This is a genomic window from Rhizobium sp. P2_G9, from assembly GCF_056403475.1.
Genome location: NZ_JBFUFK010000035.1, coordinates 65,032 through 87,986 on the forward strand (window position 1 = coordinate 65,032; position 22,955 = coordinate 87,986).

The window sequence follows — 22,955 nt, forward strand, 5'->3', positions numbered from 1 at the left end:
AGGCAAATCGTCGGGTTGCTCGATCCGCGAGCGCTGGAAATCGGCGTTGCAATTCTAGCGGAAAAGCAAGTTTTTTCATGCATGTTCGGCGAGTTCATGGAGCCTGTACTTGCGGTTGAAAATATCTCCCGTTATCAATGAGCGAGAGGGATTTTCTGGGTAGATGCGGTGCATATTTTCAGCTGTTTTCGACGGGCAGATGACGCAGGGTTCGTGCGGCTTTTGCTTAGCCTTTTCGGTATCTTGATGTTGGTGGCGACGCAGGCCGAGGCGAGTGCGTCCGATGCCGATACGTGCAGACGCCGTGCCAACGACCTCATTTCGGCGACCAACCTCGCATACTGGCGCGAGACGCTGCCGATCTGCGAGCGGGCGTCGAAGGCGGACCCTGCATCGGTCGACAGTCGTTATTTCTACAGCAAGAGTTTGTTCGAAACGCTTCAATTTGCCGAGGCGCTCAAAGGATTCCAGGCGCTCGCAGACAAGAATGGGCATACGAGGTCGATGCTCTGGATCGGCTTCGCCAATCTGCGAAGCTATGGTGTCCCGCAGAACTATGCGATCGCGCTCAAGTCCTTCCACAAGGCGCTGGATGCCGGCGATCCGCTTGCTGCGGTCCTGCTGTCTGAGATGTATATCCAAGGCTGGGGCGTGGAACAGAACTTTGCGACGGCACGATTCTATCTCGAGTTCGCCAGCCAACGTGGCGAACCATTAGGCGCTTTGGGTCTCGCAGCCGTGTACGAGAGTGGTCTCGGGGTTGCGGTCGACAACGCGGCCGCGCTCAAATGGCTGCGCAAATCGGCTGCATCCGGCTATGAACAGGCGGTATTGTTCGTCGGCGTCTTTTATTCGCGGGGCCTGGGCGTAAAGGCGGATCGTGCCCGCGCTGAGCACATTTTTCGTGCTTCGGTGGATCGCGGCAGCACGGAAGGCATGGTCGCTCTGGCCAATCTTTATCTGAGCGGCAAGGACAAGACCAAAACTGCGGAGGCGATCGAGTTGCTGGAGAGGGCTGAGGCGCTTGGAGACGCCAATGCCATGGAGGATCTCGGGGGGCGCTATCTCTCGGGCACCGGTGTCAAAACCGATCAGAACCATGCCCGGGAACTGTTCCTGCAGGCCATCGACCTCGGGGACACCGAGGCTTACCGCAGCATGGGGAATTATTTCCTCAACCGAGGGAACTGGGATCCTGAGGAGGCAATGCGCTGGCTGCAAAAAGGCGCTGCTTTCGGCAATCGCGACGCGATGGCGGATATCGGTTTGCTGTATGAGCTTGGTGAGGTCGGTCCGAAAGACGAGGCTAAGGCTATGGAGTGGTATGAGAAGTCGGCTCGTCTGGGTGCGCCGGCGGCTTATTACCGGATCGGAATGCTCTATCATCGGGGCCGGCAGATCAAACAGAATGAGGAATTGGCCGTCCATTGGATGACCGAAGGGGCCGAGCATGGCGATCGTGGGGCAATGCTGTTTGTCGGCAATGCCTATCGCGACGGCAAAGGTGAGCCGCAGAACTATGGCCAGGCACTCTATTGGTACCATCAGGCCGCCGACCTCAATGACGGCGCTGCCATGTATCGGATCAGCGACATGTATGCCGACGGTCATGGCGTTCCGGTCGACCCCGAGAAGTCGACTGCGTGGATGCTACGAAGCGCCGAGACCGGTTATGCCGGTGCCTTCTTCCTGGCGGGCCTGAGCTACGAGAATGGTTACGGCGTCACATCCAACCTGCGCACCGCTGCCGATTGGTATGAGAAGGCGGTGGATATGGGCGATGCCGAGGCGATGTACCGGCTGGGCGATCTCTATCTCGGTTCGGACACAATCGCGCCGGACGAGCACCGGGCGCTTTGGCTGTTCAGGCGAAGCGCCATACTCGGCAATGTTGAGGGAATGGAGTCTCTCGCCGGCATGTACGAAAGCGGCAAGGCAGTGCCGCAAAATTTTGGCGAAGCGATCAAGTGGTACGAGGCGGCCGCCGCGAAAAATTCCGGCAAGAGTTCGGCGGAGGCCATGTATTGGCTCGGCAATCTCTACCAGGGCAATACCGGGGCGCCGATCGACTATGCCAAGGCTATGGATTGGCTCAAGAAAGCCGCGCTCCATGGCGACAACGATGCGCGCTACAAGGTCGCCGAAATGTACGATGCCGGGCAGGGCGTGGCGAAGGACTATCATGAGGCCTTTGCCTGGTACTGGATGGCAGCGGACAAAGGGCAAGCCGATGCGATGAATGCGTTGGGCTTTTACTATGACAATGGCACGGCCGTGCCCCAGGATCACCAGATTGCCATGGATTGGTATCTCAAGGCCGGCGATGCGGGATCGGCGACGGGTTATTTCAACGCCGGCTGGCTCTACGAATACGGTGAAGGGGTCGAGCCCGATGCCGAGAAGGCCTTCGAATATTACAAGAAGGCGGCCGAGCGCGATTCCATGCACGCCAAATTCGCGCTGGCACGGATGTATGACGACGGTAACGGCACCAAGCCCGACAAGGCCCTGGCGCTGAAGTGGTACTTGGCGGCTGCTGACGCCGGTTTCGACGACGCTGCGACGCGTTTGGCCTATCTCTATGACAGTCTCTACGAGTCCGACAAATCGGCCGAAAACATTCTCGAGGCGCTGAAGCAGGGCCACAAGGAGATCATCGACGACATGAAGCATTTTTCGCCTTTCACCAAGGTGTCGTTGAAGCGGGCGCTCAGCCGTCTTGGCCTCTATTCAAATAAGATCAACGGCAGGACCGACCGGCCGATGCTGGCGGCTTTGCGCAAGTTCTACGATGACAACGATACGGCAAAGGCGCATTGAAGGCTGCGCCGCGCGGCAGTCAAATCAAGCGCGATACTGGATCTCTACAGCCCGATTGTCGTGCACCAGGTTGAATCACGTAACGTCACTTGAAGTTGAAAATTCCAGCCGCTATCACTTGATGTCGGAGCAGGGAATGGCGGCTGGATCAATGCGTTATACGAGGATTTACAGGAACATGCGTGGCTATTGCCTTGGCTTGGCGATGACCCTTTTCGTTGCGATCGCATCTGCCGCCGCGGCGGCGTCTTCACCGGCCGATATTTGCAGACATGATGCCGGCGATGACGCCGCTCAGAACTCGACCACGTATTGGCGCAATGCATCAGCTGTCTGCGGGGAATATTTCAAGCAAAACCCGACATCCGTCGAGGCGCGCTATCTCCATTACAAGACCCTGTTCTACATCGGCGATTTTTCCACGTCGGTGCCGGGTCTCGATCAACTGGCGACGAAGGACAAATATCCGCCCGCCATGCTCCAGATCGGAGACGTCTATGCCTGGGGGCTGGGCCGCCCGCGGGACTTCGCCGAAGCGTTGAAATGGTATCATAGAGCCTACGATGCCAAAAATGCGAGCGCGGGCAACTATCTCGGACGCATGTATCTGCATGGCTGGGGCGTGCCGCAGGATTTCGCCCTTGCCAGATCCTACTATGTGCTTGCGGATCGGCGCGGCGATCCGGTTGCCGCCGAATACATTGCGTTGTTCGATATCCGCGGCATGGGGCGACCCGTTGACGAAAAAGCCGGGCTTCAATGGATCCGCAAATCGGCTGCGGCGGGCCGTGAAGCCGCAATCCTGAGCGTCGGCGATGCTTATGGCACCGGCAAGGGCGGCGTGTCGAAGGACACCGCCCGAGCGGAGCGCATCTACCTTGCCTCCATGCGCCGGGGTTATGTCACGGCTATGGTTCGACTGGCCGATATCTACCTGGATGGCCCTGACAAAACCAGGACGGCCGAAGGGCTGGCGCTGCTCCACGAGGCAGAGCAACTCGGCAACACCGACGCAATGATCGACCTAGGTGGGCGTTACCTCTACGGCGTCGCTCCGGTGCCGAAGGACTTCGAACAGGCCCGGGCGTATTTCCAGGAAGCGGTCGATCTGCACGAAATCTGGGCCTACCGCTGGATGGCAGAGTATTATCTCGAAAAGTCGAAGGACTATGCCATGGCCATGCAATGGTTGCGGCAGGGCGCTTCCTTCGGCGATCGCATTGCGATGACAACGATCGGCATGCTCTACCAGATGGGCTACGGCGTTCCGCTGGACGAGACGAAGGCTGTCGAGTGGTATGAAGATGCGGCCAAGCTCGGCTGGTCCAACGCTTATTTCGGTATCGGGCGACTTTACGAAGAAGGCAGTCAGATCAGGCACAATCCCGAGATCGCGATGCATTGGTTGCGTGAGGCGGCAGATCGCGGCAACAGTACGGCCATGCTCTATCTCGGCAACGACGACCGCTCGGGTCACGCTGGGGCCAAAAACTATGCCGAGGCTTTGCAATGGTACCAACGCGCCGCCGACAAGAACAATGGCGAGGCGATGTACGAGATTTCCGACATGTATCGTCAAGGTCTCGGCGTTCCGGTCGATTCCGCAAAGTCGATACAGTGGCTGCGGAAAAGTGCCGATCGCAATACAGCGATCGCGTTTTTTGCCCTAGGCCTCCGCTACGAGTACGGCGAGATGGTAAAGCCGGACAGGAAGGCGGCGGAGCGATGGTTTCTCAAGGCTGCCGATGCCTGTTTGGTCAGGGCGATGATTCGTCTCGGCGGCATCTATTACAGCGGCGACCCCGATCAAGTCGATTACGGCAAGGCGATCAAATATTACCGGAAGGCTGCCGATCTCGGCGACGCCGAGGGCATTACCGACGTCGGCATGATGTATGAATTCGGCCAAGGTGTGCCCAAAGACTACGGCACGGCGATGCAATGGTACCGGCGTGCCGCCGACCAGAACAATGGCGAGGCGATGTATGCGATCGCCAATTTGTACTATGAAGGCCACGGCGTGCCCGTCGACTATACCAAGGCACTGCAATGGCTGCAGAAAAGTGCAGACCTCAATACGCCGAACGGGGTCAATGGCATGGGCCTCTACTATCTGTACGGCGATGCGGTGAAGCCGGACCTGAAGAAGGCGGCGCAATGGTTCCTGAAGGCGGCAGATGCCGGCTCCGTCAAGGCGATGGTCCACCTCGGCAACATCTATGACGGCGACGATCCCGATCAGCTCGACTATGGCAAGGCGCTTACATATTACCGCAAGGCTGCCGACCGAGGAGACGTCGACGGGATGACCTTCCTCGGCGCGATGTATCAGAATGGTCACGGCGTGCCCAAGGACTATGGCACGGCGCTGCAATGGTACCATCGTGCCGCCGACCGGAACGACGGCTATGCGATGTATGCGATTTCGAAGATGTACTACAACGGTGACGGCGTGCCCGTCGACTATGCCAAGGCGCTGCAATGGCTTCAGAAAAGCGCAAACCTCAACACGCCGCTCGCATTCAACGGCCTGGGCCAATACTATCAGAACGGCGATGCGGTGAAGCCCGACCTCAAGAAGGCGGCTGAATGGTATCTGAAAGGCGCGAATGCCGGCTCGGTCGGTGCCATGGTCAATATCGGCGACATCTATTACGGCACCGATCCGGCGCAGCTCAATTACAGCAAGGCGCTAACCTATTACCGCATGGCGGCCGACCGTGGCGACGTCAACGCGATCAACGATGTCGGTGCAATGTACGAGTTCGGCCACGGCGTCCCGCAAAATTTTCCCGAAGCGCTGAAATGGTACCGGCGCAGTGTCGATAAAGGTTCTACCGACGCGATGTACTGGATCGGTTGCCTCTATCTCGGCGATTCAGGCGCAAAGCCCGACTATCCGAAGGCCATGGATTGGCTGAAGCGCGCCGCCGACAAGAACGACACCGACGCCGAATACCGGCTGGCCGAAGTCTACGAGTCTGGCAGCGGCGTGCCCAAGGATGTGCACTGGGCTTTCGCCTGGTTCTGGAAAGCGGCGGAGGCCGGCAAGGCCGATGCAATGAACGCCATTGGCTTCTATTATGACAACGGCACCGCAGTGCCGGAGGATCACCAGATCGCTATGGATTGGTACCTCAAGGCCGCCGATGCGGGCTCGGCAAGAGGCTCTTTCAACGCCGGCTGGCTCTATGAATTTGGCGAGGGCGTCGCGGCCAATCCCCAGAAAGCCTTCGAATATTACAAGAAGGCGGCCGAGCTCAATTCCCAGAATGGCATGTTCTCGCTCGGGCGGATGTATGACGATGGCCGCGGCACCAAGGCCGACAAGGCAGCGGCGCTGAAATGGTACCTGGCCGCCGTCGACGCCGGTTTCGACGATGGCGCCACGCGCCTGGCCTATCTCTATGACAGCCTCTACGAGTCCGACAAATCGGCCGAAAACATTCTCACTGCGCTGAAGCAGGGGCATGAGGAGATCATCGACGACATCAAGAGTTTTTCACCTTTCACCAGGGTGTCGTTGAAAAAGACGCTGCGCCATCTCGGCCTTTATTCGAATGAGATCAACGGCGAGACCGACCGGCCGATGCAGGCGGCGCTGCGCAAGTTCTATGATGACAAGACTGCCGCGAATGCTCACTAGCGAGGTATGGAACCTGCATTCCCGCAAATGCGAGGCGCCCGTCACCGTTTATAGATCTTGTACCGATCGGAGTCCGTCTGATCGTCGTTGACGACATGGAAGGTCAGCCGGTTGCGGCCGGCATGCTTGGAGCGGTAGAGCGCGGCGTCGGCGGCCTCGAAGAGCCTGTGCGCCCCATCCACATCCTTCGCCAGCGCCACGCCGAGCGACACGGTCACCGCCAGCCGCTCGCCATCGCGAATGACGGCGGCCTTTTCGATGGCGATGCGTACGCGTTCGCCGACGATCTTGGCGTCCTTTTCCGAGGCGCGTTCGAGGACCACGGCGAATTCCTCGCCGCCGGTGCGCGCCACGAAAGTGCCGGCCCGGAGCGATTGCCGCATCGTATCGGCCACCATTTTCAGCACGAAATCCCCGGTGACGTGACCGAACGTATCGTTGACCCGCTTGAAGTGATCGATGTCGAGCAGGATCAGCCCGAAATCCGCTCCGGCATCGAAAGCGGCGGTGAGGCGTTCGTCGAAGCTGCGACGGTTGGCGAGATTGGTCAGCGGGTCGGTATTGGCCATGGCCTTGGCCTTAATCAGTTCGTCGCGCAACGCGCTGATCTCCGAGCCGCCCTCGCTCATCCGCGTCAGGGCGCGGGCGCCGGAGGAGACGCGGTGCATGCCGACTTCGACCACCGTCGCCGCCACGCGTTTGAGCACTTCGACAGAGACATTGTCTTCCTCGACCGAATGGGCCAACGCCTGCGTGACGCGCGCCATCGCGCCATTGAAGGTCTTCATCTCCGTCTGTTCGGAGCGCAGCCGGGTGCTGATATCTTCGAGCGTCCTGAGCACGGCATTGTGATGCCGCCGCATGGATGGTGAATCGGCCGCATCCGGACAGAATTCCTCGATCACCTGGTCGATTTCGTTCTGCGTCGGGTTGCGGCCGAGATTGCGCACAGCCCGCCGCAGCTGCTGGTCGGAATTGGCGATGCAAGTATAAAAAAGATGATAATTGCGAATAAGCGGCGCCACGCCGAGGCGGTCCATTAAGGCGATCACCTGATGTCCTACATGGTTATTCGCAGTCATCTTCACCCCGGACGGCGGACCTACGGATTTAGTTCAGGCGTGGCGGCAGAACTCGATGATTCCGTAGCTCCCTATTTGCACACCGATAGGTTACTAGAATATAACTGATATGAAATATAAGCCGGGAAAATTTGCGGGGGCCGTAAATTTTTCGGAAATGGGGGCTTGCAGGTGGCGTCGAGCGCTCGCTTTTGCTCGGCGTAATGGGTTTAGAGGCCAAGATCTCCCCAGTCTCCGAATGCATCTTCGTCATCATCAAAATCTTCGTCATCATCATCATAGCCATATCGAGTTCGGCTTATTGCAGCGGCTGTTTTAGACTCAAATGATTTTGTTGAATCRCCAATATTGACGAGACGAACTTTCCGAGAGGCGAGATGCTCGAATTCCGTGGACATATCTCCTCCGAAGCTCGCACGCGTGAACCCGGAAGATCTTGCCACGATATTTAGAAGCCAATTGCTATCGGTTGTTGCAAGTCGGTTTTGAAAGCGAACAGCAGGGCGTTTCCCAATCTTTCCTTCAACGAATGCCTGAACTATCAGTGAAGACATATGGGCGTTTTCGACACGAAGAAGACGATCCACCATTTCATCTTTAATTTCCAAGTCGCAAGCAACTGACATCCAAAATAGCCATACAAGCTCATGATGATCGCGATATGGAAGGTGTTGACTCATCAGATACTCAGACACTGCTTGCCAGCCATTCTTATCTATTGGCTCACCAAGCGAAAATCTCTTCACTACGAGAAGGCAAACGTAATCAATTGCATGAGGATGATAGTGCATGCAGCGTTGAAGATAGCTCTCAACGAATTCCCAGTTGTTCGAAGCGTAGATCCGCATACCGTCAAGTCCACGCAGGACCATCTTGACCGGACTATCCGAACTTATATTCGCGGAAAGTTGAAACGCTTCATCCAAGAGAAGCTCGAGCCGCTCACGCCTTCGCGAACTTTCGCTAGCCAGATGAATAGCGTCGCGAATTTTCTGTGCCCAAACGTCGTTGATAGGTTGCAAACTGGGATAAATTCTTGTTTTGGCATCATTTAACTGCAGTTCATAGCCAGCCAATATTTCTCGGAGTTGCGAGAGTACCACAAGGCCTTCGGCCTCAGAGCGCAAACCGATATAGTAGTCATCCACGTGACGAACCGCGCCAATGACAGCTTTTCCGGCGGCTGCTTTTAGCTCTGAATCTATCCCACATGAGATAAATTCTGCTATCAGCCGAAACGCGTCGGGGCCAATCAAAAGTCCACGAGTTTGGGCCATTTGGCAGTTTCGAACATGGAAATCTAACTCGTTGAAATAAACCTCTTTCGAGCGCTCACTCATATCCGCCTTCGACGCTTCGCGGCCGTGCCTCGACCAAGCAATTGAGTGGGTATAGATACTCGCGTAGAACTGAGAGATGTCGGTTTTTAACACTACCGGCGCGTATGCGAGTTGTTTTGAGGATTTCGCGGACAATTCCGACAACGAGGCAACCTTGATAGCTCGATCAGCGCTCTCATCCAAAACAGTGGGCGCGCTCAACGAGTAAGGCGAAGCCTGATATCTTGCGTTGAAATCTTTCCAGTAACGATGGATGAAAGTTGAGACGTGAAAATAGGAGACAATATTTGGAGTTGCAAAGAACCTCCGGTTCCGATCATGTTTCGTTCCGTTGTAACGTACGTAGTGCGTAGGTCGTTTTCTGAATTTTGCCTGGTCCAAGTCGCTAACAATCCCGTGAAAAGCACGAGCGGCGTCGATAGACGTAAAACAGGGCGGCAATGTTTCGGGAAAGAGGCCTCGAGCAAGTAAAGATAGTCGTTTTTTCATATGTAGCCCGATTCTCAACATTTCAATGCACAAAGTTGCAGAGGGAAGGTCTGTCTGCAAGTGCTATTTGGTGTACCCAATATTCATTCGCTAAAATTGCATAGAGTTGCTCTTTAAGAAAGCGTTAGCGTCGACGCTCTCGGGATAAGGCTCAGTTCAATCGATTTAATGCGTCGCGCGTACGCAGTAAGTGAAGTTGATAATGTAGAGCCTTCCCATTCCCCCCAAATCCCTCTATATCCCGCCGCGCAAGCGTCGGCGAATCCCGGCCTTTGTCTAAGAACCACCCGCATTGGTTGGCGGGACTGGATAAGGAGAATTTGCAAAAAATGTCTTCCCCCGAAATTTCCCTCACATTTCCCGATGGTTCCGTGCGCAGCTTTCCGGCTGGCGCGACCGGCAAGGATGTGGCTGAATCGATTTCCAAATCGCTGGCCAAGAAGGCCGTAGCGATTGCGATCGACGGCAATCTGATGGACCTTGCCGATCCGGTGTCGGACGGCAGCATCGAGATCGTCACCCGCAGCGATCCCAAGGCGCTCGAACTCATCCGCCATGATGCGGCGCATGTGATGGCCGAGGCGGTGCAGGAGCTTTGGCCCGGCACGCAGGTGACCATCGGCCCGGTGATCGAGAACGGTTTTTATTACGATTTCAAGCGCATCCATCCCGATACACGCGAGGACTGGCCGTTCACGCCCGAAGACCTGCCGGTCATCGAGAAGAAGATGAAGGAGGTCATCGCCCGCAACAAGCCCTTCACCAAGGAGGTCTGGTCGCGGCAGAAGGCCAAGGATGTGTTCGCCGACAAGGGCGAGGGCTACAAGGTCGAGCTGGTCGATGCCATTCCGGAAGGCCAGGACCTGAAAATCTATTCGCAGGGCGACTGGTTCGACCTCTGCCGCGGTCCGCACATGACGTCGACCGGGCAGATCGGCACCGCCTTCAAGCTGATGAAGGTGGCCGGCGCTTATTGGCGCGGCGATTCCACCAAGCCGATGCTGACGCGCATCTATGGCACCGCCTGGGCCGAACAGTCCGAGCTCGACGACTATCTCAACAAGCTCGCCGAGGCCGAGCGCCGCGACCACCGCAAGCTGGGCCGCGAAATGGACCTGTTCCATTTCCAGGAAGAAGGCCCGGGCGTGGTCTTCTGGCACGGCAAGGGCTGGCGGATGTTCCAGACGCTGGTCGCCTATATGCGCCGGCGCCTCGCGCTCGACTACCAGGAAGTCAATGCGCCGCAAGTGCTTGACAAGTCGCTCTGGGAAACGTCCGGGCACTGGGGCTGGTATCGCGACAATATGTTCAAGGTCACGGTCGCCGGCGATGACACCAACGACGATCGCGTCTTTGCGCTCAAGCCGATGAACTGCCCCGGCCATATCCAGATCTTCAAGCATGGTCTGAAGTCTTACCGCGAACTGCCGATAAGACTTGCGGAATTTGGCAACGTGCATCGCTATGAGCCGTCCGGCGCCCTGCACGGGTTGATGCGCGTGCGCGGCTTTACCCAGGACGACGCGCATATCTTCTGCACCGACGAGCAGATGGCCGCCGAATGCCTGAAGATCAACGATCTGATCCTCTCGGTCTACAAGGATTTTGGCTTCGAGGAGATCACCATCAAGCTCTCTACCCGGCCGGACAAGCGCGTCGGTGAAGATGCGCTCTGGGATCGCGCCGAAAGCGTGATGATGGGCGTGCTCGACACGATCCAAAAACAGTCGAACTTCATCAAGACCGGCATTCTGCCGGGCGAGGGTGCTTTCTATGGCCCGAAGTTCGAATATACGCTCAAGGACGCCATCGGCCGCGAATGGCAGTGCGGCACGACGCAGGTCGACTTCAACCTGCCGGAGCGGTTCGGCGCCTTCTACATCGATCACAATTCGGAAAAAACCCAGCCGGTGATGATCCACCGCGCCGTCTGCGGCTCGATGGAGCGCTTCCTCGGCATCCTGATAGAGAACTATGCCGGCCATATGCCGCTCTGGTTCGCGCCGCTGCAGGTCGTGGTGGCAACGATCACCTCGGATGCCGACGCCTATGGGCAAAAAGTCGCGGATCGATTGCGTGCCGCGGGTCTTTCGGTGGAGACCGACTTCCGCAACGAGAAGATCAACTATAAGGTTCGCGAGCATTCCGTGACCAAGGTGCCGGTGATCATCGTCTGCGGCAAGCGTGAGGCGGAGGAAAACACCGTCAATATCCGCCGGCTGGGCTCGCAGCAGCAGATGCCGATGGCCTTGGACGAAGCGATTGACGCCCTTGTCGGAGAGGCGACACCTCCCGATATCAGGCGCAGAAGCATTGCATGAAACAAAACGGGGGACAGCCGCATTTGACATGCGGCTGTCGTCAGCCTGTTACACAACATTCTTATTGGCTTGTCATAGATCCAACCGGGTGAATCGGCCGTGCAATTCAAGGAACTGTCCTACGCGAGTGATGCAGATCCGCTATTCAAGCGGCTGGTCATCCACACGGTGGAAAATCTCTCGGGCCGCCACCGCTATGTCAAGATCTACAAGACCTGGCGGACGGAGGTTGTTGGCAAGACCGATCATGTCTTCAGCCGCATGCTCGAACTCATCGACATCGGGCTGTCGGTCAAGGGCAACTGGCCGCCCAAGGACCTGCCGGATACGCCGATCGTCATGGTTGCCAACCACCCCTACGGCATTGCCGACGGCATCGCCGTTTTGGCGCTGGCCGAACAGCTCGGCCGTCCCTTCAAGGTTCTGATCAACGATCAGCTGCTCAAAGTACCGGAAATGCGGCCCTATTCGCTGCCGATCTCCTTCGATGAAACGCGAGAGGCGCTGGCGACCAACATCGCCACCCGCAACGAGGCATTGAAGCTGCTCAAGGAAGGCGTCACCATCGTCGTCTTCCCGGCCGGCGGCGTCGCCACCGCGCCCAAAGGTTTTGGCCAGGCCGAGGACCTGCCCTGGAAGATGTTTCCCGCAAAACTCATCCAGTCGGCCAAGGCCAGCGTCATCCCGATCTATTTCGAAGGCCAGAACAGCTGGCTCTTCCATCTCGCCAGCCGTTTGTCGCTGACGCTGCGGCTGTCGTTCCTGATCCGCGAATTCTGCCGGCTGTCCGGCGAGACGATCTATTCCAATATCGGCGCCATCGTGCCGTGGAACGAGATCGCCGCGATCACCGACCGCAAGGCGGTGCTGCAATATCTCTACGACTGCGTCTTCGCGCTCGACCCCAAGGATGCCAAGCCGGCGACGGCGTGACAGCAAATCCCGCAATGATTTTGGGCGGCTTTTCCCGAAGACAATCACGTAGAAGCGAAACGCTGCGTTTGGCCGCGGCGCCGGCGGCGCATTCCATCTTCTCCCCAGCGGGGAGAAGATGTCCGAAGGACAGATGAAGGGGCCTCGCGGATGGGGCGGCCCCCTCATTCGGCCCTGCCGGCCACCTTCTCCCCGCTGGGGAGAAGAGGAAGCAAGCCGCTCTTGCTGCGCAGGCCTAACTCAATTGCTCTTACAAGCGCTGTCCTCGGGCAGAAAGTCGAGCTTCACCAGCGTGCCCTTGAGGGAAAAGTCGCCGTAGTCCATGAGCAGATCGCGTGAGACACCGTTCGCATAGAGCTTGAACGACATGCGATAGCTCGGCGTGCCATCACTGGTGGGCGTGTCGTCGAAATAGGCGATTGTCACCGGCCATGTCTTCTCCGTCTTCAGCTTGCCGGCATTGGCGGCATCCGGATCATCGGGGGTAACGTCGACGGGCGAGCCCATCACTGTCGACGTAATCAGCGTCTTGTCGCCATTGTCCGAGCCGTCGAAGACGCGCGCCTCGAAGAAATGCTCGCCTTTCTCGGCGCGGCTGATGACATCGAGCGTGTGCTGGGTCGGAAACCGCGCCGTGGTCAGGCTCAGCTTCTTTTCGATCGGCGTCGTCAGATCGACATCGATCTTGTCCTTGCTCTTCTCGGCCATGCCCGCGACTTCCTTGGCGAGCTGGTCGTTGTTGAAGGTCTTGGAATCGAATTCGAAGCGACCGTTCTTGAAATCCTCGAAGGTCGTGCTCTGCTGGTCCGTGAGCTTCTTTTCGCCGCCCGAATCGACCTGGGTGACGAAGCGGAAGTTGACGCGATAGCCCTCGCAGGGCGAACCGGTGAACTCATAGACCATGCGGCCATACATGGCTGTAATACCCGAGCGTTCCGACGCGTCGGCGAGTTCGAGATTATAGACCGCGCGGTGCGGCACCAGTCCGCTGAGGTTCTGCGCATGCGCCGGCAGGGCCGCCGCCCCGAGGCTCGAGCCGAGCAGGCAGGCGAGAACGCGTCGGCGAAAAATCATTAAATTCTCCTGTTGCACCGCACCTGAATGCGATTAAGTAAAGCGCATTCTATGCGGATTAGCTGATCCGCGGGATTCCTAAAAGACAAAATTACGCAAAGGTGAGGAAATGAAGGCGGATATCGACGCACGTCTGGAAAAGCTGGGCATTACGCTGCCCGTCGCCGCGGCACCGGCGGCCAATTATGTGCCCTATGTTCAGACGGGCAACCTGCTCTACATTTCCGGCCAGTTGCCGATCGAGAACGGTAAGCTGGCAGTGACGGGCCAGCTGGGCGCCGGCGTCACCACGTCCGAGGGCCAGCGCGCGGCGGAACTCTGCGCCATCAACATCTTTGCCCAGGCGAGCGCGGCGCTCGGCGGCGACCTGTCGCGCATTGCCCGCATCGTGCGCATCACCTGCATGGTCTCCTCGACGCCGGATTTCTATGAACAGCATCTGGTCGCCAATGGCGCCTCCAACTTCCTGGTCGAAGTGCTGGGCGATGCCGGCAAGCATTCGCGCGTCGCCGTCGGCATGGCGGCACTGCCGCTCAACGCGTCGGTGGAAATCGACGTCGTCATGGAAGTCAGGTAATGCCCGATCTCGCCTTCCTGACCCGCCAGCCGATCGCGCACCGCGGTCTGCATGACGGCAATCATGCTGTCTGGGAAAATACGCTGTCGTCCGCCGAGGGCGCGATTGCTGCAGGCTATGCGATCGAATGCGACCTGCAATATGCGGCGGATGCAGCGCCGATCATTTTTCATGACGACGATATGCAGCGGCTTTGCAACATGCGGGTCGATATCCGCTCAAAGACCTCGGCGGAACTCAGCCTGACCTCGGTCGGCGGCACCAAGGACAAGGTGCCGTCGCTCAAGTCGCTGCTGTCGCTGGTCAAGGGCAGGGTGCCGATCGTCGCCGAACTCAAGGGCCGCAAGGGGGATGACGAAGGCTTTGTCTCCGCCGTGCTGGAAACGCTTGAGGGCTATAAAGGCGACGTGGCGCTGATGAGCTTCGACACGTGGCTGCTCGAAGAATTGAAAGAGATGGAATGCCCTTTCGCCGTCGGTCTGACCGCAGAAGGTATGACAGAGAAGGAATTCGCCCTACATCGCAAGGCGATGGGCCATGGCCTCGACTTCATTTCCTACAATATCGCGGATCTGCCGAACGCCTTCATCACAGGGGAACGTGAAAGAGGTATTCCAGTCATCAGCTGGACGGTGCGGACGCCCGAGCAGGCCGAGCATTCCCGCCACAATGCCGACCAGATCACCTTCGAAGGTTTCGATCCCAAGGCCGCATGAGGATAAGCATTGCCCATCCGAACCGTTTCCAGCTTCAAGGACATAAAAGCGGATCGCTGGGCCCGGCTCGGGGGCGCGACGCGCGGCAGCGAAAACTATAACCCATTCATCTCGCATGCTTTTCTATCCAGCCTGGAGGAATCGGATTCCGCCGTCCGCCGCACCGGCTGGCTCGGCCACCACGTGCTGCTGGAGGATGTCGATGGCGTGCTACGCGGCGCCGTGCCCGGCTATCTGAAGAGCCATAGCCAGGGCGAATATGTCTTCGACCATGCCTGGGCCAACGCGTTCGAACGCGCCGGCGGGCGCTATTATCCGAAACTGCAATGCACCGTGCCGTTCACGCCGGCCACCGGTCCGCGGCTTCTCGTCGCGGACGGCCAGGAGCGCGCCGCAACACTCGGCGGGCTTGCCGAGGCGGTCAAGGCGGAGACCGATGCGCTCGGCATTTCCTCGGCGCATGTCACGTTTGCGCCCGACGGAGAATGGCAGGTGATGGAGCGGCATGGCTATCTGCATCGCACCGACCAGCAGTTCCATTTCCACAATGAAGGTTATGCCAGCCACGACGAATTCCTTGAAACGCTGGCGTCGCGCAAGCGCAAGGCGCTGAAGAAGGAGCGCCGTACCGCACTGGAAAACGGCATCAGCGTCGACTGGCTGACCGGCAGCGACCTGACCGAATCCATCTGGGACCAGTTCTTCGCCTTCTACATGGATACCGGTGGCCGCAAATGGGGCCGTCCTTACCTGACGCGCGAATTCTATTCGCTGATCGGCGAGCGCATGGCCGATGACATCGTGCTGGTCATGGCCAAGCGCAACGGCCGCTATATTGCCGGCGCCATCAATTTCATCGGCGCCGACACGCTCTACGGCCGCCATTGGGGCTGTATAGAGGATCATCCCTTCCTGCATTTCGAGGTCTGCTATCACCAGGCGATCGATTTCGCCATCGACCGCAAGCTTAAGACGGTCGAGGCGGGCGCACAGGGCGAACACAAGCTTGCGCGCGGCTATCTGCCGGCGACAGTGCATTCGGCGCATTATGTCGCCCATGCCGGATTGCGCCGCGCGATCGAAGACTATCTGCGCGAGGAACGGCGCGAGGTCGAGGCCGTCGGCGAATACCTGACCGAGCACGGCCCCTTCCGCAAGAACCTGCACGAAGAGCAGGACTGAACCTGCGCCAAATCCGATTACGGACTTGAAACCATATGGTTTTCAGCGCAAATTCGATCTCATGGAATGGAGATGATTTGCCATGCACGGGGTTCCCTATGATCCGGACAATATCTTTGCCAAGATCCTGAGAGGCGAGATTCCGTGCCATGCCGTCTATGAGGACGAACATACGCTCGCCTTCATGGACATCATGCCCCAGGCTGAGGGCCACACACTGGTGATTCCCAAGACGCCGTCTCGCAACATCTTCGATGCCGATCCGACGACGTTCATGTGGCTGATGCCATCAGTCCAAAAGATCGCCCGCGCCGTCAAGAAGGCTTTCCATGCCGATGGCGTGCGTGTCTTCCAATTCAATGAACCAGTTGCCGGCCAAACCGTTTTCCATTTGCATTTCCACGTCGTGCCGATGAAGGAAGGCGTGGCGCTCAGGCCGCATACCGGTAAGATGGAAGACGGCGGTGTGCTGGCGCATAATGCTGAAATGATCCGCGAGGCGCTGAAATACGTTTCATGAAATGATCACGTTCGGATGCGATCTTCAGCGCGGACAACTTAGAGCCACATCTGGCTCCAGGACAAAGCAATGAAGGCTGCATTCGTGCTGATGAGCATTCTCGGTTGCGACGATTCCGGCGCCCACTGCCAGCCGGTCGCCACTCTGCCGCACCAATGGCCGACGATCGCCACCTGCGATGCCGCATCGGACAAGACGCTGGCGACATACAAGAATGTCCGTTATCCGAACCTCGTTGCCGTCTGCCAGACCGCCGGCACGACGGCGCTGACGGATTCCGAGGACGAGGCGCGCGAACAATCGACCGAGATGGTGAGCCGTTCGCTACCGCCGGATGCCGATCAAGCCGAAGGGCCGGGGCTTGCCGGGCGTGCCATAGCTTTGATGAAACGGGCCATTCCTTCGAAGAGCGGCATCAAGTCGACACTCATCGTTCCCGTGCATATCGTCACCGACACGTATTCCTGGGTGGTGAAGAAGGTCGCCGATTAGTGTGGACAAAAAAGCGGCTTGGAGCAGTCCGGGTAACGGCGTGACGTAGAACCCGACAGGTCCTACGGCCTATGAATTGTTGAGTTTTTGACCTGATTGGCGTATGATACTGCTGTATTTTGAGGTGATGGAAGGGAAGCAACATGTATCGGACCTCCGACCAGAGTCCCGAAGCGCAAGCGTGGCGAGTCGAACAGATGCATGCCAACAACGCAATCGAGGGCATTGAGAAAGATGAAGAGATTGCCGCGCTCGTTGCACAATGGGACAGTGAAGGCATCCCTGACGAGGAGCAAATTAAACGCCTGCTCGAATTGACGAAGCCGAAAACGTTTTCAATGGCATAGTCGCGGGTCATACATTAGCGACCCGCTCCCACTTCGGGGCATTTCTTTGTAGAGAAATAAGTTTGAACGAGAAAGCAATTTACGAACGCTATATGTATCCTGGCGAAGAGCCACGCGTGCCGATAAACAAGCCAGGGCATCGAAATTGGAAAGATTTGTCTCGCGCTGAGGCTGTCATCGTTGCAAAGCGTGCCAAGAACATTCCTCCCTCTGCTCGTGAGCTTAGCTACGAGGGATTCAAGGCACTTCATCGACACCTTTAGAACCGGGCCACTCCAGCGCCGGCCCGCCCTTCTGAAGTAGGTGTCGCCAGACGGTCGTTGAGGATATTCGTCGACAAGGCAGCGAGCTACAACCGCGTCCGCACAGTGCGGCAATTGAGCTCGACATGGATAGTTTCACGCCGCCTCGATCGCCAGGAACGAGGCGAAGGCGCGGGCGGATTGGCGCTGTTCGGCGAATTGCAGCCGCTCGATCATGTCGATCAGCTCGTCAGCCACCCCTTCGGTCTTGCGGGAGCGGCGGAATTTGCCCACCAGCCGGCTGGCAATGTTGCCGAGCAGTTTCTGGTCCTCGCCGCGCATATGCCGGCGCCATTGCAACGTCGCCTCGACGAAGATTTCCGAAATGTCGCGGCCGAGCCCTGCTGCTTCAAACAGCGCCCGCATTGCATGGAAGCGACCGTCGGCGAGGATCGAGCGAACGCGCCGCTCAGTCAGCCCCGTCAGTTCGACAATCGCCGAAGCGAAGAAATCCAGCTTGCCGCTGCAGAGCGCCTGCATCAGGAAATTCGGCGTCAGGCGGCCGTCGCGGCGCAGGTGGTCGACCAGCGCCGGAATATCGTTGGTCTCGGCCTCGGCGGCGAGCGCCACTGTCGTCGCCTCGCACGCCTCGCGGCGGATGCGCTCGAAGCGCAGGTCGCCGATCACGTGGCGCACCAGGCCGCTTGCCGACAGCGCGTCGGAAATGGAAACGGCGAGCAGGTGTCGGGCATCCACCGGCAGTTCGTCGCGCTCGAGCAGGCGTTCGCGGATACCGGGCTCGGTGCCGAGCCGTTCGGCGATACGGCGCAGGCTCTGGCGGCTGATGACGGCGCCAGGATTGTCGAGCAGCGCCTCGACCTCAGGTGCCTCGCCGATCTCGGCGATGGCCGCGCAGACCGGCTGGCTGACGATGAAGCGCGACGCGATCAGCGCACGGGTGACCCCATCGCCGCGGGCGGCGAGATCGACGAGGTCGACATCGGTGAGCACTGGCGAACGTGCGATAATGTGGCAGGCAATTTCCGGCTGGTCAGAGGCGAGCGGCAGGATCAGCGAGCGCGGTGCATCCTCCGCATCCGCGATCGCTTCGGCCAGTGCCAGCCGTACTTTGGGGGAGGGGTCGTCGAGCAGCCAGGTCAAAGCCATCAGCGCTGCCTGCCGTTCTTCGTCGTCCATGTCCGATTCGAGCCAGGCGCGGCCGAGCGCGTTGGCGGCACGGGCACGATCGGCCGACTTTGCAGTATCCGCCCAACGGATGAAAGTCTGGATGATCACGGGCCACCTCGTCACTGAATGCCAATAGAAGGACCCTAGCGGCAAAAAGTTTAAGATTGGTTCACCATGTTTGTTGGCGGCGTGTTAACCCTGTCGGCGCCGCAATCATCGCCCGCTTTGGAGCCGCAAGCATGCCAAGAACCTGTCATCTCGTGGTGTTCTGGGACGAAGAGGCCAATCTGACGATGCCGGTCCTCAGTCTACGCGACGAGGGTTTCGAATCGGATGCCGCCGCTGCCGTTGCCTCCGGGACGAAGTGCATCCTGCTGGCGGATTGTCGGGGATCGGAGGACCTGCAGCGCTGTGACATGGCTCTGTCTGTGGCCGAGGCGAGTGAGGCGCGTGACGCCGGCGCCACGTTGATCGTCGCCAGCGTGGATTCCGCCGCAGCCCTGATGCAGCTCTCCTTGCTTGGTGGAAAATCCGCACGGCTTGCCGGCTTGACATGGAATCGTGCCGCATTCTGCGACGGCATCGGCTGCACGCACGACTCTCCTGTTGCCGGCCACGCCCGTATTTCCGTGGTTGTTGCTGCGCGCGCCTTTGGCGTGCCGGCCTATGATACGCAGGAAATGGACCAGGATGCCAGCGCCTTCGGTTTCGACGGCATCACGGTCATCGAATAGGGTGCTCAGGGCCGCTTGGGCCGGATCATTTCGAAGACGTCGCTGGCCTCGGTATAATCCATATAGCCCATCCGCCCGACCGGCCGCGCCAGCGACATGTCGAGCCGGCCGTCGCGGATGATCGCCTCGTCGATATGAATGCCGACGACCTGGCCGAGCACCATGGTGACCTCGGCATCCGCGCCGTTGAGATCGACAGGCTCGATAACCTGGGTCACCTTGCATTCGAGCACCGCATAGGCGCCCGAGACATAGGGTGCTGCGACCATCCGGCCCTGTTCGGCCGTGAGCCCGGCAATCTCGAATTCGTCTATGCCGTAGGGGACAGCGACCGACGATTCGTTCATCTGTGCAGCAAGGTTGCGGCTGACGAAGCTCGCGGTGAATTCACGGGTTTCGGCGGCATTGCGTGGACTGTCCTTGCCGGAACCGGCGGCGAACATCACGATCTTCGGATCGTCCGACAGCGCGTTGAAGAAGGAGAATGGCGAGAGGTTGCGCGAGCCGTTCATGCCGCGCGTGCCGATCCAACCGATCGGCCGCGGCACGACAATCGCCTTGAACGGATCGTAGCGCATGCCGTGGTCGCGGGTATCGGCGGCAAAGAACATAGGTTCAACCCTCGCCGACCCAGGTGACGATGTCGTTGAGCTCGGGCCGGGGACGCTCCGTCACCGGAAAATCCGTCGTGCCGATATGGATGAAGCCGGCAACCTTCTCGCCCGGTTGGACACCGAGGATCGGATAGGCACGCTCGTCATAAGCCATCCATTCGGTCAGCCAGTTCGAGACATAACCATGTGCGTTCGCCGCCATCAGCATGTTGAGGCAGACCGCACCGGCAGACATCAACTGCTCCCATTCCGGGATCTTGAAATGCGGTGCGGCCTTGGAAACGACGGCGACGACGACCGGCGCCCGCGTCAATCGTGTTTCTTCGACCTTGATCATTTCCTCCGACAGGTCCGGCTTGTCGCCACGCGCGATCTTCGACAATTCCAACGAGATCCGCTCCCGTTCGGCGCCGCGGAAGACAATGAAACGCCAGGGCGCCAGCTTGCCGTGATCCGGCACGCGGCTCGCCAATGTCAGGATGTCGAGGATTTCTTCTTGCGAGGGGCCCGGGGCCTTCATCTGAAACGCCGGCATGGAACGGCGGGTGGAGAGGTAATCGATCAGCTTGATGTCGGTCTTCATAATGCCTCGTTTGCGGCTCTTGAATTCGCCTGGTGTTTGCGGGAGAAGTGGGCCGCGCTGTAAAGCGTGTCAACCCTGGAAAAGAAGAGTATTCCGGTTTTGTTTAACTCGTGCCGAGCCATTGCCCTCGTGGCGGTCTTCTTCGCAGCCCTCGTCGGCGGCGCAGGCGCGGCACAGCAGGCCTTCGCGCTCGACACGGACCAGAAGAAGCCGGTCCCCGACCTGCATTCCAACAGTTTCTCGCCCGTGCTCGAAAAGGATACGCCGCTCAAGCACGACAAGCCGGTGCATATGGACGCTCGGCTGACCGACAAGGGCGCGGTGGTGACTTATGGCCTGACCTGGCGGGTGTTCCAGCCGATTGCCGGCGCAGACGGCAAATTGCCGATGCTGGCTTCGTCGGAAGGCGGGTCGACCGAGTTCGACCTGGCGCCCGGCGAATATTTCGTCAATGTCGCCTTCGGCCGCGCCGGCACCACCAAGAAATTGGTCGTGCCCGAAACCGGCGACCTTGGTCCGCAGACCTTCGTGCTGGACGCCGGCGGCCTTGTGCTCAACGCCGTATCGGGCTCGGATGTCCGCATTCCGCCAGGCGAACTGACCTTCAATATTTTTTCCAATGATGTGCGCGAGGATGGCGAGCGCAACATGGTCATGGCCGACGTCAAGCCGGACCAGCTTATCCGTCTCAATGCCGGTACCTATCACATCGTTTCCAACTACGGCAATGTCAACGCCACGATCCGCGCCGACATCCGCGTCGATGCCGGCAAGCTGGTCGAGGCGACGCTGCAGCACCGGGCGGCCAAAATCACGCTCAAGCTGGTGTCGCAGGAAGGCGGCGAGGCGATCGCCGATACCGCCTGGTCGATCCTCACAGCTTCCGGCGACTCGGTCAGTGAAAGCGTCGGCGCCTTTCCGGTGGTGATTCTGGCGGAAGGCAAATACACGGCCGTCGCCCGCCACAAGGAGAAGATCTATCAGCGCGATTTCACCGTCGTGCCTGGCCGCAATGAGGACATCGAGGTGATGCTGCAGGAGTGATCCGGCGGAAAAGATGCCCAAACAGGAAAAATCGCGCCGATCGCTTGCATTTCCAGGCATTTCGGTTTATGGCGCCCCTCATTCCACACGTGGGGCTCGGCGCTTTCCGGGAGAAATCCGGTCAGTTCCACCCGGTGGCAGGCCAAAAACCTGCTTCAGGCTCCACGGAGGTTCAACCGGAAAAGGAGTAACAAGGCATGGCATTGCCGGATTTTTCCATGCGCCAGCTGCTTGAAGCAGGCGTTCACTTTGGTCACCAGACCCACCGTTGGAACCCGAAGATGAAGAATTACATCTTCGGCGACCGTAGCGGCATCCATATCATCGATCTCGCTCAGACTGTTCCGCTGCTGCATCAGGCGCTGAAGGTCATTTCGGACACTGCTGCAAACGGCGGCCGCGTGCTGTTCGTCGGCACCAAGCGCCAGGCTTCGGAAATGATCGCCGACGCCGCCAAGCGTTCGGCCCAGTATTACGTCAACTCCCGCTGGCTCGGCGGCATGATGACGAACTGGAAGACGATCTCCAACTCGATCCAGCGCCTGCGCAAGGTCGACGAAATCCTCGCTTCGAACGCCACCGGCTATTCGAAGAAGGAACGTCTCAACCTCGATCGCGAGCGCGAGAAGCTCGACAAGGCCCTTGGTGGTATCCGCAACATGGGCGGCGTGCCGGACCTGATGGTCGTCATCGACACCAACAAGGAAAAGATCGCCATCGACGAAGCCAAGCGCCTGGGCATCCGGGTCGTGGCCATCATCGACTCGAATTGCGATCCGGACCTGATCGATTTTCCGATCCCGGGCAATGACGATGCTTCGCGCGCCATCGCGCTCTATTGCGACCTGTTCGCCCGCGCTGCTCTCGACGGCCTCGGCCGCCAGCAGGGCGCTGCCGGCGTCGACCTTGGCGCTGCCGCAGAGCCGGTTGCAGAACCCGCTCTCGCAGAAGCCGAAGCCTGATAGGCAACAGCAGGGCAGGGCGCTGTCCTGCCCCACTCACTTTCGGGGC

The 22,955-nt window shown here is 58.9% G+C and carries 19 protein-coding genes; 13 read left to right on the forward strand and 6 right to left on the reverse strand.

Annotated features, from left to right (window positions below):
* The first annotated feature begins 246 nt into the window (after window positions 1-246).
* Together AC1DYF_RS26200 and AC1DYF_RS26205 are read left to right on the forward strand one after the other, a co-directional pair.
* Window positions 247-2,820, forward strand: a complete 2,574-nt coding sequence (locus tag AC1DYF_RS26200; protein ID WP_477879933.1) for a tetratricopeptide repeat protein — start codon at window positions 247-249, stop codon at window positions 2,818-2,820.
* A gap of 136 nt (window positions 2,821-2,956) precedes the next feature.
* Window positions 2,957-6,466 (forward strand): SEL1-like repeat protein, encoded by a 3,510-nt coding sequence (locus AC1DYF_RS26205; protein WP_477879935.1) that lies wholly within the window; start codon window positions 2,957-2,959, stop codon window positions 6,464-6,466.
* 41 nt (window positions 6,467-6,507) lie between these two features.
* Here AC1DYF_RS26205 and AC1DYF_RS26210 read toward each other — a convergent pair whose 3' ends face one another.
* Together AC1DYF_RS26210 and AC1DYF_RS26215 are read right to left on the reverse strand one after the other, a co-directional pair.
* Window positions 6,508-7,518, reverse strand: coding sequence for a GGDEF domain-containing protein (locus AC1DYF_RS26210; protein ID WP_477879937.1), 1,011 nt, complete (start codon window positions 7,516-7,518; stop codon window positions 6,508-6,510).
* A gap of 239 nt (window positions 7,519-7,757) precedes the next feature.
* Complete coding sequence (locus tag AC1DYF_RS26215; protein ID WP_477879939.1) at window positions 7,758-9,377, reverse strand: RNA-directed DNA polymerase; 1,620 nt, start codon at window positions 9,375-9,377, stop codon at window positions 7,758-7,760.
* 329 nt (window positions 9,378-9,706) lie between these two features.
* Between AC1DYF_RS26215 and thrS the strand changes: the two genes are divergently transcribed.
* Together thrS and AC1DYF_RS26225 are read left to right on the forward strand one after the other, a co-directional pair.
* Window positions 9,707-11,698 carry a threonine--tRNA ligase gene (thrS, locus tag AC1DYF_RS26220; RefSeq protein ID WP_477879941.1) on the forward strand — a complete coding sequence of 664 codons (1,992 nt, stop codon included), beginning with the start codon at window positions 9,707-9,709 and terminating at the stop codon, window positions 11,696-11,698.
* A 99-nt stretch (window positions 11,699-11,797) separates the two neighbouring features.
* Window positions 11,798-12,631 (forward strand): lysophospholipid acyltransferase family protein, encoded by an 834-nt coding sequence (locus tag AC1DYF_RS26225; RefSeq protein ID WP_477879943.1) that lies wholly within the window; start codon window positions 11,798-11,800, stop codon window positions 12,629-12,631.
* Between the two features lie 240 nt (window positions 12,632-12,871).
* Here the strand turns inward: AC1DYF_RS26225 and AC1DYF_RS26230 are convergent, their stop codons facing one another.
* Complete coding sequence (locus AC1DYF_RS26230; RefSeq protein WP_477879978.1) at window positions 12,872-13,702, reverse strand: cell envelope integrity EipB family protein; 831 nt, start codon at window positions 13,700-13,702, stop codon at window positions 12,872-12,874.
* A gap of 112 nt (window positions 13,703-13,814) precedes the next feature.
* Here AC1DYF_RS26230 and AC1DYF_RS26235 point away from each other — a divergent pair, with 112 nt between their 5' ends.
* The 6 genes from AC1DYF_RS26235 (at window position 13,815) to AC1DYF_RS26260 (ending at window position 17,539) form a co-directional block, all read left to right on the forward strand.
* The gene (locus AC1DYF_RS26235; RefSeq protein WP_477879945.1) at window positions 13,815-14,282 is read left to right on the forward strand and encodes a RidA family protein; all 468 of its coding nucleotides are present in this window, start codon (window positions 13,815-13,817) and stop codon (window positions 14,280-14,282) included.
* Window positions 14,282-14,998, forward strand: a complete 717-nt coding sequence (locus AC1DYF_RS26240; protein WP_477879946.1) for a glycerophosphodiester phosphodiesterase family protein — start codon at window positions 14,282-14,284, stop codon at window positions 14,996-14,998. The genes AC1DYF_RS26235 and AC1DYF_RS26240 overlap by 1 nt, the downstream gene beginning before the upstream one ends.
* Window positions 14,999-15,007: 9 nt before the next feature.
* Window positions 15,008-16,180 carry a GNAT family N-acetyltransferase gene (locus AC1DYF_RS26245; protein ID WP_477879948.1) on the forward strand — a complete coding sequence of 391 codons (1,173 nt, stop codon included), beginning with the start codon at window positions 15,008-15,010 and terminating at the stop codon, window positions 16,178-16,180.
* Window positions 16,181-16,262: 82 nt separating this feature from the next.
* Entirely contained in the window at window positions 16,263-16,700 is a 438-nt protein-coding gene (locus AC1DYF_RS26250) for an HIT family protein (RefSeq protein ID WP_477879950.1), read from the forward strand.
* A 69-nt stretch (window positions 16,701-16,769) separates the two neighbouring features.
* Window positions 16,770-17,192 (forward strand): hypothetical protein, encoded by a 423-nt coding sequence (locus AC1DYF_RS26255; RefSeq protein WP_477879952.1) that lies wholly within the window; start codon window positions 16,770-16,772, stop codon window positions 17,190-17,192.
* Between the two features lie 143 nt (window positions 17,193-17,335).
* Window positions 17,336-17,539 carry a hypothetical protein gene (locus AC1DYF_RS26260; RefSeq protein WP_477879954.1) on the forward strand — a complete coding sequence of 68 codons (204 nt, stop codon included), beginning with the start codon at window positions 17,336-17,338 and terminating at the stop codon, window positions 17,537-17,539.
* A gap of 398 nt (window positions 17,540-17,937) precedes the next feature.
* Here AC1DYF_RS26260 and AC1DYF_RS26265 read toward each other — a convergent pair whose 3' ends face one another.
* Window positions 17,938-19,077: a DUF2336 domain-containing protein gene (locus AC1DYF_RS26265; protein WP_477879956.1), complete on the reverse strand. Its 1,140-nt coding sequence runs from the start codon at window positions 19,075-19,077 to the stop codon at window positions 17,938-17,940.
* A 131-nt stretch (window positions 19,078-19,208) separates the two neighbouring features.
* On the opposite strand from AC1DYF_RS26265, the gene AC1DYF_RS26270 reads away from it, so the two are divergent.
* The gene (locus tag AC1DYF_RS26270) at window positions 19,209-19,703 is read left to right on the forward strand and encodes an aldolase/citrate lyase family protein (protein ID WP_477879958.1); all 495 of its coding nucleotides are present in this window, start codon (window positions 19,209-19,211) and stop codon (window positions 19,701-19,703) included.
* 5 nt (window positions 19,704-19,708) lie between these two features.
* Here AC1DYF_RS26270 and AC1DYF_RS26275 read toward each other — a convergent pair whose 3' ends face one another.
* Together AC1DYF_RS26275 and AC1DYF_RS26280 are read right to left on the reverse strand one after the other, a co-directional pair.
* A complete protein-coding gene (locus AC1DYF_RS26275; protein WP_477879960.1) occupies window positions 19,709-20,314 on the reverse strand; it encodes a flavin reductase family protein in 606 nt (201 codons plus the stop codon).
* Window positions 20,315-20,318: 4 nt separating this feature from the next.
* Window positions 20,319-20,900 carry a nitroreductase family protein gene (locus tag AC1DYF_RS26280; protein ID WP_477879962.1) on the reverse strand — a complete coding sequence of 194 codons (582 nt, stop codon included), beginning with the start codon at window positions 20,898-20,900 and terminating at the stop codon, window positions 20,319-20,321.
* A 129-nt stretch (window positions 20,901-21,029) separates the two neighbouring features.
* Between AC1DYF_RS26280 and AC1DYF_RS26285 the strand changes: the two genes are divergently transcribed.
* Together AC1DYF_RS26285 and rpsB are read left to right on the forward strand one after the other, a co-directional pair.
* Complete coding sequence (locus tag AC1DYF_RS26285; protein ID WP_477879964.1) at window positions 21,030-21,944, forward strand: hypothetical protein; 915 nt, start codon at window positions 21,030-21,032, stop codon at window positions 21,942-21,944.
* A 197-nt stretch (window positions 21,945-22,141) separates the two neighbouring features.
* On the forward strand, window positions 22,142-22,906 hold the full coding sequence (gene rpsB / locus AC1DYF_RS26290) for a 30S ribosomal protein S2 (protein WP_477879966.1): 765 nt from the start codon (window positions 22,142-22,144) through the stop codon (window positions 22,904-22,906).
* Window positions 22,907-22,955 lie beyond the last annotated feature (49 nt).

Bases quoted from the DNA above. Each gene is read 5' to 3' on its own strand.
- AC1DYF_RS26235 (WP_477879945.1), top strand. From the start codon at position 13,815: ATGAAGGCGGATATCGACGCACGTCTGGAAAAGCTGGGCATTACGCTG.
- AC1DYF_RS26240 (WP_477879946.1), top strand. From the start codon at position 14,282: ATGCCCGATCTCGCCTTCCTGACCCGCCAGCCGATCGCGCACCGCGGT.
- AC1DYF_RS26200 (WP_477879933.1), top strand. From the start codon at position 247: ATGTTGGTGGCGACGCAGGCCGAGGCGAGTGCGTCCGATGCCGATACG.
- AC1DYF_RS26270 (WP_477879958.1), top strand. From the start codon at position 19,209: ATGCCAAGAACCTGTCATCTCGTGGTGTTCTGGGACGAAGAGGCCAAT.
- thrS (WP_477879941.1), top strand. From the start codon at position 9,707: ATGTCTTCCCCCGAAATTTCCCTCACATTTCCCGATGGTTCCGTGCGC.
- rpsB (WP_477879966.1), top strand. From the start codon at position 22,142: ATGGCATTGCCGGATTTTTCCATGCGCCAGCTGCTTGAAGCAGGCGTT.
- AC1DYF_RS26250 (WP_477879950.1), top strand. From the start codon at position 16,263: ATGCACGGGGTTCCCTATGATCCGGACAATATCTTTGCCAAGATCCTG.
- AC1DYF_RS26205 (WP_477879935.1), top strand. From the start codon at position 2,957: ATGGCGGCTGGATCAATGCGTTATACGAGGATTTACAGGAACATGCGT.
- AC1DYF_RS26260 (WP_477879954.1), top strand. From the start codon at position 17,336: ATGTATCGGACCTCCGACCAGAGTCCCGAAGCGCAAGCGTGGCGAGTC.
- AC1DYF_RS26280 (WP_477879962.1), bottom strand. From the start codon at position 20,900: ATGAAGACCGACATCAAGCTGATCGATTACCTCTCCACCCGCCGTTCC.
- AC1DYF_RS26275 (WP_477879960.1), bottom strand. From the start codon at position 20,314: ATGTTCTTTGCCGCCGATACCCGCGACCACGGCATGCGCTACGATCCG.
- AC1DYF_RS26255 (WP_477879952.1), top strand. From the start codon at position 16,770: ATGAAGGCTGCATTCGTGCTGATGAGCATTCTCGGTTGCGACGATTCC.